At 46.7% G+C, this 10,602-nt stretch carries 13 protein-coding genes and 1 pseudogene; 11 read left to right on the top strand and 3 right to left on the bottom strand.

Going from position 1 to position 10,602, the window contains the following annotated elements; translation table 11 throughout:
• The first annotated feature begins 90 nt into the window (after nucleotides 1-90).
• From BN1127_RS09745 to BN1127_RS21390, 3 genes are all read left to right on the top strand, one after another.
• Nucleotides 91-993 carry a LysR substrate-binding domain-containing protein gene (locus BN1127_RS09745; RefSeq protein ID WP_042649294.1) on the top strand — a complete coding sequence of 301 codons (903 nt, stop codon included), beginning with the start codon at nucleotides 91-93 and terminating at the stop codon, nucleotides 991-993.
• A 792-nt stretch (nucleotides 994-1,785) separates the two neighbouring features.
• Entirely contained in the window at nucleotides 1,786-2,202 is a 417-nt protein-coding gene (locus BN1127_RS22090) for a hypothetical protein (protein ID WP_156139763.1), read from the top strand.
• Between the two features lie 12 nt (nucleotides 2,203-2,214).
• Nucleotides 2,215-3,081 (top strand): glycine zipper domain-containing protein, encoded by an 867-nt coding sequence (locus tag BN1127_RS21390; protein WP_156139764.1) that lies wholly within the window; start codon nucleotides 2,215-2,217, stop codon nucleotides 3,079-3,081.
• Between the two features lie 138 nt (nucleotides 3,082-3,219).
• On the opposite strand, the pseudogene BN1127_RS21395 reads toward BN1127_RS21390, so the two are convergent.
• Nucleotides 3,220-3,416 (bottom strand): annotated as a pseudogene (locus BN1127_RS21395) (IS1/IS1595 family N-terminal zinc-binding domain-containing protein); the annotation flags it as partial.
• A gap of 154 nt (nucleotides 3,417-3,570) precedes the next feature.
• Here BN1127_RS21395 and BN1127_RS22095 point away from each other — a divergent pair.
• From BN1127_RS22095 to BN1127_RS22100, 3 genes are read left to right on the top strand one after another with little or no spacing between them, the layout of a single operon-like run.
• A complete protein-coding gene (locus BN1127_RS22095) occupies nucleotides 3,571-4,014 on the top strand; it encodes a HEPN family nuclease (protein ID WP_156139765.1) in 444 nt (147 codons plus the stop codon).
• Nucleotides 4,015-4,043: 29 nt separating this feature from the next.
• The gene (locus BN1127_RS21400; protein WP_082030036.1) at nucleotides 4,044-5,177 is read left to right on the top strand and encodes a DUF723 domain-containing protein; all 1,134 of its coding nucleotides are present in this window, start codon (nucleotides 4,044-4,046) and stop codon (nucleotides 5,175-5,177) included.
• Complete coding sequence (locus tag BN1127_RS22100) at nucleotides 5,170-5,340, top strand: hypothetical protein (RefSeq protein ID WP_156139766.1); 171 nt, start codon at nucleotides 5,170-5,172, stop codon at nucleotides 5,338-5,340. The genes BN1127_RS21400 and BN1127_RS22100 overlap by 8 nt, the downstream gene beginning before the upstream one ends.
• Nucleotides 5,341-5,522: 182 nt before the next feature.
• Here the strand turns inward: BN1127_RS22100 and BN1127_RS23150 are convergent, their stop codons facing one another.
• Both BN1127_RS23150 and BN1127_RS22405 read right to left on the bottom strand, forming a co-directional pair.
• Entirely contained in the window at nucleotides 5,523-6,005 is a 483-nt protein-coding gene (locus BN1127_RS23150) for a HEPN domain-containing protein (protein ID WP_042649295.1), read from the bottom strand.
• 290 nt (nucleotides 6,006-6,295) lie between these two features.
• Nucleotides 6,296-6,679, bottom strand: coding sequence for a hypothetical protein (locus BN1127_RS22405; RefSeq protein ID WP_197069631.1), 384 nt, complete (start codon nucleotides 6,677-6,679; stop codon nucleotides 6,296-6,298).
• A gap of 318 nt (nucleotides 6,680-6,997) precedes the next feature.
• Between BN1127_RS22405 and BN1127_RS09760 the strand changes: the two genes are divergently transcribed.
• The 5 genes from BN1127_RS09760 to BN1127_RS09780 form a co-directional block, all read left to right on the top strand.
• On the top strand, nucleotides 6,998-7,546 hold the full coding sequence (locus tag BN1127_RS09760; protein WP_042649296.1) for a hypothetical protein: 549 nt from the start codon (nucleotides 6,998-7,000) through the stop codon (nucleotides 7,544-7,546).
• The gene (locus tag BN1127_RS09765) at nucleotides 7,543-7,845 is read left to right on the top strand and encodes a YkvA family protein (RefSeq protein WP_029304363.1); all 303 of its coding nucleotides are present in this window, start codon (nucleotides 7,543-7,545) and stop codon (nucleotides 7,843-7,845) included. Before BN1127_RS09760 ends, BN1127_RS09765 begins: the two co-directional genes overlap by 4 nt.
• A gap of 22 nt (nucleotides 7,846-7,867) precedes the next feature.
• Nucleotides 7,868-8,488 (top strand): hypothetical protein, encoded by a 621-nt coding sequence (locus BN1127_RS22410; RefSeq protein WP_048824749.1) that lies wholly within the window; start codon nucleotides 7,868-7,870, stop codon nucleotides 8,486-8,488.
• The gene (locus BN1127_RS09775) at nucleotides 8,485-8,919 is read left to right on the top strand and encodes a DUF2787 family protein (RefSeq protein ID WP_048824751.1); all 435 of its coding nucleotides are present in this window, start codon (nucleotides 8,485-8,487) and stop codon (nucleotides 8,917-8,919) included. Before BN1127_RS22410 ends, BN1127_RS09775 begins: the two co-directional genes overlap by 4 nt.
• 490 nt (nucleotides 8,920-9,409) lie before the next feature.
• On the top strand, nucleotides 9,410-10,602 hold a 1,193-nt coding region (locus BN1127_RS09780), incomplete at its 3' end, for a tyrosine-type recombinase/integrase (RefSeq protein WP_042649297.1).

Consider the following 10,602-nt stretch of genomic DNA (forward strand, 5'->3'; position numbering starts at 1 on the left):
ATAACGCCTTAAATGGCGAAGAAACGGTCTAAATAGGCTGATTCAAGGCATTTACGGGAGAAAAAATCGGCTCAAACATGAAGAAATGAAATGACTGAGTCAGCCGAGAAGAATTTCCCCGCTTATTCGCACCTTCCCAAGGCTGCAGAGGAGCTTGGCTTGACCACATCAGCCATAAGTTATGCAATCAAGCGAATGGAAACTGGACTCGATGCAGTACTTTTTACCCGCAATACTCGCAGCATTGAGCTCACTGAATCAGGACGTTATTTTTTCCGCAAAGCGACCGATCTACTCAACGACATTCACGCAATCAAGCGCAGCATCGATGCCATCGCCCAAGGTATCGAAACACGAGTGCGCATCTGTATAAATCAGTTGCTGTACACCCCACAGCACACAGCACGGTTGTTGCAGGTGTTGAAAAAAAAGTTTCCCACCTGTCAGTTCGCAGTGACAACCGAAGTCTATAACGGCGTCTGGGACGCCATAATCAATAATCAGGTCAACATCGCCATCGGCGCCCCGGGTACGTTACTGGACGGTGGCGGTATTGACTACATGGAGATTGGCGCTATTCGCTGGGAATTTGCTATCACGCCGGATCATCCGCTGGCCTTTATACCTGAACCCATCCCTGAGAGTCATCTAAGGCTGTATCCGAACATCATGGTAGAGGATACGGCGCACAACATGAATAAGAAGGTGGGCTGGCTGCTACATGGCCAGGAGTCAATTCTGGTCCCTGATTTCAGTACCAAGTACCAGTGCCACATTCTTGGCGAGGGCATCGGTTTTTTACCGGATTACATGGTTCGTGAGGCGATGAAAGAAAATCTGCTGGTGATCCGCCGGATCAATAACCCACGCCAGGATTCGCGCATGTTGCTGGCCATCCAACACTCAGCAACTGGCCAAGTAGCTCAATGGATCAAACATGAATTTCGCCCCGACGGTTTATTAACCCATATTTATCAAGATCTGCTGACATAGCTCCCCGCGAGCCCTCAGAAGGGCTACGACTGAGTGACAAGTTATCCAATTTAAGGATGAATAGCCTTGAGTTTCGTAGAAACTGGACTGACCCCCCGGCGTTGAGTCAGGGGCTCCTTGCACAGTATCTCGCCACTTGGTTCACCCTATGCAAAAACATGCCAGAAACTGGGGCTGCAAGGTTGACACCCCAGTCCAGAAAGGGTTTAATGCGCGCCGTTGCCCAGATAGCTCAGTCGGTAGAGCAGGGGATTGAAAATCCCCATGACAGTTTCCATGTCACAGGTCTGGACAGCACACCCTACAAGGCTTCGCTTTCAATGCGAGGCCTTTTTGTTATGCGTCTCTGGTCAATCTCTGGCAAGGTTGCTCACCGAGCTCGGGATTAATAATCCCCGGACCTCGGATCCGCTGCTTCATCTGACAACAGATAGCAAAGTACGCCCCCCATCCCCTGCAATGAGCTCCACCACCTACGAACAGTACGTTCCCTCCCTGTGGATCCTTTCGTTATGCCGGTTTTCTCGTGAGCCAAATCCCCGCTATCGCAGAGGGGCTGGTTTGGGCAAGCCTGCTGTCGCTGGTGATGAAGTGGCGATTCATACTTTCTTAAGGTTTTGTGCATGAACCAACACTACATACTGGATGTGGCCCTGCGTGAAGGGATGCTTCCCGGACCATCATGGAAGATGCAGTGGAACACATGGTCCTCATTGAGTTATGTACCGAATCTTGTTAGCGTTAATCCATTCTGTTTACATAGATATAGAGTAGGCATAAGGAGCCAATGATATGGCATTTATCAAGATGGCAACTCGTTTTGGTACGCAGAGTTTTTACAGTAATGGCCAATTAATTGGCTTAACTGGTCCGAATGCATATGGTATGGGCAGTGTTACTTATGCGCCTTTTGAAGCATCCCCGGTTGAGCGAACAATGGAACATCAGGACGGAACCTCTTCCCATTTTGATGGACAAGGACATATGACCGGTACCAGTTATCAAGATCAACTAGGTAATAGCCATTTTTTGGGGAGCGATGGTCACGCTATACATTCATACGACACTTCACTAGGTGTCAATATGTTTGATGATCATGGATTGGTTAAAAGCATTATTGGTGAAAGTGGGCTAGCGCACGAACTTGCAAAGGCTTATATGTCCGGGGAAATTGAATTTAGCCAAGGCTTGTCCGATATCATCATATAGGGAATATATTCTATGGATGTTCTACAACGTATTCATGCATCGACATATACACTATTAACAGAACGCAGCCGTTCCTTTATCGATGAAGCTGATACGATGAATGTTGCTCGAGCCCCACTTGATTGCATTCAGTTAATATCACATTTTATTGACGATGACAGAGGGGTTTTTTCTGAATTTGAATCTCTCTTTCCAGTCTGTTCTTTCGATGCTGCCGCTATTATTTTTCAAAAAATTATTGATGGTAATGAAATAACAAACGCAGTTAAACATGCTAGCTACGGCTTTAATATGGTGAATAACCCATTGAGGCTGATGGCAAGAGTTGCGGTAAAACAGATTGAGGATTCTAACGAGTACTTGAGGACTAGGCCGATTATACAACGTGACGGCCTTCCGATCGTATTGGCTGCCATCGATGAGATGCTAAATCGTGGTATTAGCGATGAAGCTATCAACAATGCTATTTATTGTGCACATGCATACACGAATGGTTATATCGATGAGCAAGGCTTGTTATGCAATAATCATGATGAAGAGTCTTTTGAAATATTCTTAGAACAATTTGACTCTTTGGTAAAGTATAACTGGTCATCAGGTGGCGTAGTCGGAAAACTTGATACTACAGAGGCTAGAATTGGCAAAACTGTAGGTGGGGTAGGCGGAGCATTAGCTGGGGCAAAATTGGGGGCTGTAATTGGTTCTGTAGTACCAGGGCCAGGTACAGTGCTTGGTGCCGCAGTCGGAGGGGCCATGGGCAACTTTTTAGGAAAATCATTTGGAGAAGGCGCTGGGGTTCAATATAAAGACGAAAATAAGGGTGATGAAGTTAACCTGATGATAAAAGATGTTCGTAGTGCTCTAAAAAAATGGTTTTGAATGGCGAAAGTGAGTTGATAACTAATGATCTGATGGATGTTGTAATGTAACAACTTAATAGTGAATTCGTCCATCCAGATGGCCAAGAAATCACATTACACCAAGGCTGAGTTGTGATCTTGCGCCTGTGCTCATCTCACGCTCTGGGCGGCCAGGCTTGCGGGCTTCATGGGGGTAGGTGAGCTGAAACACGTGTGGACAGGCTGGGCAGCGATAGCGAACATGACCGGTAGGGGTCTTACCATGGCGATATACGTGGTAAGAGTTGCAACGAGGATAGCAAACGGTGATGGATGCAATGAACTAGAGGGGCTCAAAAGAACTCGCCATACTATTTCAACCGATCGGAGGCATCACCTAGGTACGTTTATGATTGTACGATCACGGTTTTCACATTAGTTCTAATGTAATATCATTGCTAGTAATTCATCCCGTATATTAGTATCGAGTTATGCCTACGCCAAATAATAAAATTATTGCAAAGCTTATGTGAGCGTTTTAATTCCTTGGGAAAAACATATAAAATACCTAGAGCCTAAGGGAATATTTGACATTCGCAGTAAGGAATTTTTAAAATTTAAAAGAGCTGCAAGTTTGGCCATTAGGTCTGTCGATAATTCTACTGGTGCACACGAAACTATATTGGCACATTTAACTTCTCAACTTCCCCCTCAAAACATAGTAATTGTTTTGAAGGGTGATTTATCCATTGCTCGTTGTATATTTAGACACCTTAGAAACTCCATTGCCCATGGAAATATAGAGGCTATAAAGATTAAAAACAATAATTATTTAAAATTCATTGACATAAACCCTAGGAATGAAAATCATAATTTCATTATGATATTAAGAGCGCGTAATTTGGAACACTTTATTTCAGCACTGATGACTACGATCAAGGAATCACCATTAGCATTCATCGATGCCACGTAACTAAACATACCACATTTCACAGGGATTATATGCCACCAAAAGGTAGCGGGATTACAACAGCTGAATTTATTTCTAAATGCAAGCTAACACACGGCAATAAATACATCTATGATAAGACTGTATACACTGGGGCAAATAACAAGATAATTATTATTTGCCCTGAGCATGGTGAATTTGAAATGAGAGCTAGCGCTCACGCTGGCAAACAAAAGCAGGGCTGTAAAGCCTGCGGCGGGCGACCAGATATAACAACTGAAATTTTTATAAAAAAATCCAAAGAAAAATTCAAATCAAGATTTCAATACGATAAAGTAAACTATATAAATGCTTACACACACGTCACAATAACCTGCCCTATGCATGGTGATTTTTCAATAATTCCAAACAACCATTTGTATGGAAATGGTGGTTGTAAAACATGTTCAGGACGTCCTGATATTACAAATGAGCAATATATTCAGCGATTGAAAGATAAATTTGGAGATATTTACGATTACTCATTTGTCAATTATACTGGCGCCTTTAATGAAGTGACTATCGTTTGTCCCACTCATGGAGAATTTAAAAAACTGGCTTCTCAGGTGTTGCTTTCTGAAGGTTGCCCTGGGTGCTTAAAATTCACACAGGATGATTTTTTAGCAAAGGCGAAAAGCACTCACGGCAATTTATACGACTACTCTGCCGTCAAATACATTAATACTAGAGATTATATAACTATAATTTGTCGTGAGCATGGGCCTTTCGAGCAAACTCCTAATAGACATCTTGATGGAAGAGGTTGCCCATCTTGTGGAGTAGTGAGTAATCTTCTTGCCAATAGATCACCAGATGATTCCTGCATTGTATATTACTTGAAGATTTCATATAAGGGGCATTTTTTTTGGAAAATTGGAATTACAACCAAAACCATTGATGTTAGATATAGGCTGCTTGAAAAAGATCATGCACTAATTGCTGACTCACAACAAATTACTACCACTGTTAAGATGGCTTTGAAGATTGAACATGAATTTATAAGGGTGTTTGGTGAACACCTTGAGTACAGGGGGCATATTCTTAAGAATGCGAAGGGCGGTACTGAGTGTTTTGGCGTCGATGTACTAGCATCAAAAAACATAACGCTTGCCGAATTTTCCAAAGCAATAGAGGATACATATGCATAATGTATGCTTTGTAAAAATACCTCTAAATTCTTTACAAGACAAAATTCTTGCTCACACAATTGAAATTGTTAGAGGAAGAGTTCTACACACTCAGCCTAAACGGCTTGAATGGCTTGCAGCAAGAAGATTGGAAAGTGCTATTGATGTAGCTGATGCAGATTGAAGTAATCCCCCCAGAAAAACTGGGGGGCATAAGTAGAGTTTTCTCGTGCTTTGAATACAACGGCTAGACAAAAATATCAAACCTCGAAAGGGATCAAGTAAGTTTGAGATAGTGGTTGCTCAGATATTAATAGCCTAAAAATGAGTTAGCTATTAGATGCCAAATAATTCCAAGCTCGCCACCTATGACAGTTTATTGATATCATTCAAGAAACTTTTCAACGATGATAGTCGCTCAAATAACCTGTTATAATCATCTCTACCAACATCAAGCATCGAATATGAATCTAGATGGGAGAAGTAAATAGGATATCGAAGGTTGTTATGAAGGTGGTTGTATTTAGTATCCCCTAATACATAATCTGACAATTGCTTTAATACTTGCTGCTGAATGACAGGGTCCGAGCTGATGACTTTGACAAGAAATTCAACCGCAGAATCCAATGAATGAGTTCTATTCTCCTCTCTAAAGAAACCCAGCTTGGGGTTAACAATTCCAAATATCTTGGCCCTTATATACTTCTCCATAGCCTGGATAATGAAATAACATGCCTGCCTATAACATTCAACCTGAGATAATTTCTCTGCTGCGATCTCATCCGATCTGGCTAGAGAAAAATACTCTTGTGAAGCGTTGACTTTTTTCCTAAAGCTCCCAATCCTCATACTTAAACTCTCGAAGATAAAACGTATCAACCAATATAACTATAACTCTCGCATCGAAACTTAGAAATAATAATTTATCAAAAAACCTTGCTCGCTCACAAAGATAATTCATCCCGCATCCACTATTGACTATAGTGGTTTTTTAACCCCTAGCGTTGAACTCTAGGGGTTATTTCTTTAAGGGAAGGTGCGAATAAGTCATATGGCACGAGAGCATTTACTGGTAACCCATTGATATTAAATGACTAAAATTTTCATTTTTTGTTCGTGGGATACTTGTTCGCACTTTCCTAAGGTCTCTGTAGAGAAACTTTAGCTAGTCGTTTCTTCGCTCTCACACATTGGAATAATTTCCGACAGGTTCTTAACTCTTCAGGATGTCGCTTCGGATAACTCATGATGGCAGGGATTAGCTCCGGGATTGTGCGCACAATCAATCGCCCTAACTGCACCTTCTCCGTGCGAGTTGCCAGCCGCTGTTTGAGTTTGTATGCGTAGAATCGGTCTCCAATACGGACATCATCCAACTCAGCACCAAATATAGATCTCAATGCACGATTAATCCTCTCCTCAAATGAATTCAAATCGAACTTTTCACGATGATCACGACTTACGAGCTCATTGACATGATAAACGTTTGTTTTATTGACAATCAGGTTTAATAAATTAATCATGTTTATCTCCTTTCAAGATACGAGTAGTGGTTCCCCATACCTGATCAACAATATCTTCATTCACCTATCAACGCAGTGCTCATGTTGTCATCGTCAGTTATAATCTACGACTCCAGTTCAAGAATGTAAATAGGCTTTCTCAATTATTAATTCTCACCCATGTATTCTCGCGCGCACGAGAATAACTCCATGTGAAATATATGCGATTGACATATTAAAAATATACCAACTGCCGAATCATCTATCAATTTAAACATATATAAATCCTTTGATATCCAATAGCCATTTCGGCTATTAAAATTCAAAGGAGAGATATCCATGTCTGAACTTTCATTATTCGATGCCATTGGCGAAGGCAAAAACGCGACTCAGGATTATCTGGATACCCTGTCGCAGGCACTACTGCGCCATCATCAACTGGTCAAAGCTATCCGCATCCACGGTCGTTATGTACCGGAATCGTTGCCAATGCCCGGTCTGCCGGTACTGGTTGCCATCTTCAGTCACACCAATACCTACACCTTGCACCAACTGCCCTCGACTCAGATAGGGCAGTTGGTGCTGTCGATTGCTCGCTTCTCCGGTCAGGCCACCCATGACCTGGACAACGGCATCTTTGAAGAGGTGTGGGACATGGGGGACAGCAGCTTCACCACGGACAGTGCCGAGCAAGCCGTCTACTGGTTGCCGTTACCGGAGCGCTGGATTGCTCTGGAGGGCACACAAGTGGCGCTGCATGATAAAGACCATCCGGTGTTCAAGTTGCTCAACGTCACCGCCAAAGACGCCGGTCCGGTCCTGGATATCTGCGATGGCGTGGTCAGTCTGGCTCTAGAGTCAGAGTGGGATGGGGAGTGGGCCGCATGACCGAGATCAACCGCTCCTCACTACTCGCCAAGCTCAAGCATATCAAGGGCATGAAGCTGCTGGTTGAGCAGGCCGTCTTGCTCTACCTGTTGATGGCCGACGAGCAGACGCCTGTGTGGGTCAAGACCATCGTGGTCAGCGCACTCGCCTATTTGCTCTGTCCGGTCGATGCCGTACCGGACTTTATCCCCGGCGTCGGTCTCACCGATGACCTGGGGGTCATCAGCGGCGCCATTGCTTCGTTAGGCAGTCATATCCATCAAGGTCATCGCAGCAAAGCGGCTGACTTCTTCAAGTAATCCCTTCAGAAGGAATTTCATCATGGCTAAAGCCACACAACCGGCAGCGTCGGCTGCTCCGGTCTGGACTGTTATTAAATCTGCCAAGGCCCCGAAGATCAGCGCACGGGCCAGTGGTTTGCTGCACTACGAGGTGGGCAAGAACGATGAGGGTCGCTACGCCCTTCGCATTACCGCCAACGACACAGGCGGCCTGTTCAGCAAGCACTGGTTATCGCTCGATGACATCCTAGCACTGCTGGACATCCTCAAGGATGCACCATTCAAATCGGTGGCGCTCAGGGCGCTGTTTGTTCGAGGCAGTGCCAATAACCACGGTTTCCTCGCCGCCATCCTGCGGGCTGAAAAGTTGCTGGTCGCCGCCGAGCCCAACTCGCCGTTCCACCGGGTCGGCCTATCCCTCAGCGACTGGTCTACTCAGCTGGATGAACCGGCCAATATGGATAAACAGGCTCGTAAGGGAAAAGCCAAGGGGCAGAAGGGCCAAGATGACACGACCGATGAGATAACCATCGAGAAAGGCAATGAGCCCCAGTTTTTGGAAACAGCCAACGACCAGGCCGGTTTGTCAGACAAGATGGATGAGACAGGGGGTGAAGTTGAAACCGCAGACCCGGCGGCCAGTGAGGAGACCCAGCAATGAGTAACCGTGACATAGCACTGAACTGGCAGGGGCTCCTCCTGCCGGTTTCACTCCGGTTCGCTGTATGCCTGACTGACCTGCTGAACAAACACCATCCCACATGGCCGCAAGCCCGCGCCGTCACGATGAACTTTCGTGATCCGGGTTATGGCCCGGAAACCGGCGGCTTTCATCCGGTGGAAATCCGCCTGCAACGGCAAGGAAATCTATGGTCCTTGGTCTATATGACGGACTTCTCCTATATCGGCATGGGTGACTATGCCGAATTGGCCAAGGAGGTCGATTTTGACTTCTCAAGCCAGGAAGGGCTGGTTGCCTATGCGCATGTGGTGCCGTTGTCTGAGCTGGGTGAGTTTTATGAATTATGGGAGGGCAATTTCCTCACCTACTTGTCGCTGGGTGTCTATGCGATCACGGTAGCCACTGAATGATCCCTCCCTATTAATGCGCAAATTTCGCGGGTTCACGGGGTTGGCGTCGATTAACCCAATCTCTCCAAGGGAAAAACGCGCCCCGTTTCCTCTCGTTCGTGCGGGGCGGGTACGGGGCTCGCCGTGAATATGCGGGGCAACCCGACCAATTCATTAACTCACCCATTTTTCCGCAAATTTCGCGGGTTCACGGGGTTGAGATGGAAAAGCCTAATCACTCAAAGGGAATAACGCGCCCCGTTTCCCCCCGTTTGTGCGGGGCGGGCACGGGGCTCGGTAGCATTTTTACGGGATCGGACCGGGTAGCGACCGGGGCGGCCATCTGCTCACTTACCTTTCCCGCGTTGTCATCGTGCCGGGCCAGTCAGGCCAAGGCGCGATGAGCAACGGCCACTTCAACCGCCAAGCCAGAGACGGGGATTGGACCTCCTTTCCACTGTGAAGGGGGCCTATGCCGTGTCTAACCAGCTCACATGTTGAGGAGCGAACCATGAACGAAACACCTACCCGATTTAAATTCACCAATCGACGGATTGCCGATCTGCCCCCTAACCCCGATGACGCTCGCAGTACCGAAGCTGAGTATTCCGATATCGAAGTGACCGGTCTGCGCTGTCTGGTTGGCAAAGGGGAGGGGCGTCGCAAGTTCCTGCTGCGTTATCAAATACATGGCCGCAAGCGGGCCATTGCCCTCGGGCACTATCCAACGTTGGATGTCAGCGTGGCTCGTAAGCTCGCGCTCGACTACAAACGCAAGATCGCCGAAGGCGTTGACCCGCAACAAGCCAAGGAGGACAAGCGTAATCAGAAGACCCTGAGCAATTTGTTTCAGGAAGACTATCTGCCCTATCTGCAATCACGAAATCGCAGTTGGAAGACGGATGAACATCGCTTCCGTAATCACCTACGGCCAATCTTCGGCAACCTGATCCCGGAAGAGATCACCGTTACCCGCATCCAGAACATGCAACAGATGTTGCTCAAACGCCTCACCCCGGCCACCTGCAATCGCGTTTTGGCATTGCTCAAGGCCATCATGACCTGGGCAGCCCGTGCCGGACTGATCAAGGACAATCCCGCCGCCTTGGTGTCGTTGCTGCGAGAGAACAATCGGCGCGAACGCTACTTCACCCCAGATGAAATCCGTCGCCTGTTCCGGGCTGCCGATCAGCATGAGAGTTTCTATACCGGTCAGTACGTCAAGATGTTGCTGCTCACCGGTTTGCGTCGGGCCGAGCTGGCAAGGGCCAAATGGCAGCACTACAACAAGGAGGACAAGACCCTATACATTCCACACACCAAGAACGGCCATAGCCGTGTGTTGCACCTGAACCATATGGCAGTGGAGCTGTTGAACTACTTACCGGTGACAGAGGGAAATCCCTATCTGTTTCCAGGCAAGCGGCAAGGGCAGCCATTGCAAAATCCCACCAAGGGGTTTCAGCGAATGCTGGTGCGGGCCGGTATAGATAAGGAGGGGGTGTGCCTGCACACCTGCCGTCATTCGGTCGCGGCACTGATTGTCTCCAACGGTGGCACCCTGTTTGATGTGCAATCCCAGCTCGGGCACCGGAGCAGTCAAACATCACTGCGTTATGCTCACCTGCATAACACCCGGATGCAGCAGACCAGCCAGAAAATAGCCAACTGCATCCATGATGCCCCAGGGCCGACGCATGATCA

The organism is Aeromonas media (genome assembly GCF_000819985.1).
GTDB lineage: Bacteria > Pseudomonadota > Gammaproteobacteria > Enterobacterales > Aeromonadaceae > Aeromonas > Aeromonas media.

Bases quoted from the DNA above. Each gene is read 5' to 3' on its own strand.
- BN1127_RS09775 (WP_048824751.1), top strand. From the start codon at position 8,485: ATGAGTAACCGTGACATAGCACTGAACTGGCAGGGGCTCCTCCTGCCG.
- BN1127_RS22405 (WP_197069631.1), bottom strand. From the start codon at position 6,679: ATGATTAATTTATTAAACCTGATTGTCAATAAAACAAACGTTTATCAT.
- BN1127_RS21400 (WP_082030036.1), top strand. From the start codon at position 4,044: ATGCCACCAAAAGGTAGCGGGATTACAACAGCTGAATTTATTTCTAAA.
- BN1127_RS09760 (WP_042649296.1), top strand. From the start codon at position 6,998: ATGTCTGAACTTTCATTATTCGATGCCATTGGCGAAGGCAAAAACGCG.
- BN1127_RS22100 (WP_156139766.1), top strand. From the start codon at position 5,170: ATGCATAATGTATGCTTTGTAAAAATACCTCTAAATTCTTTACAAGAC.
- BN1127_RS09745 (WP_042649294.1), top strand. From the start codon at position 91: ATGACTGAGTCAGCCGAGAAGAATTTCCCCGCTTATTCGCACCTTCCC.
- BN1127_RS22090 (WP_156139763.1), top strand. From the start codon at position 1,786: ATGGCATTTATCAAGATGGCAACTCGTTTTGGTACGCAGAGTTTTTAC.
- BN1127_RS22410 (WP_048824749.1), top strand. From the start codon at position 7,868: ATGGCTAAAGCCACACAACCGGCAGCGTCGGCTGCTCCGGTCTGGACT.
- BN1127_RS09765 (WP_029304363.1), top strand. From the start codon at position 7,543: ATGACCGAGATCAACCGCTCCTCACTACTCGCCAAGCTCAAGCATATC.
- BN1127_RS23150 (WP_042649295.1), bottom strand. From the start codon at position 6,005: ATGAGGATTGGGAGCTTTAGGAAAAAAGTCAACGCTTCACAAGAGTAT.
- BN1127_RS21390 (WP_156139764.1), top strand. From the start codon at position 2,215: ATGGATGTTCTACAACGTATTCATGCATCGACATATACACTATTAACA.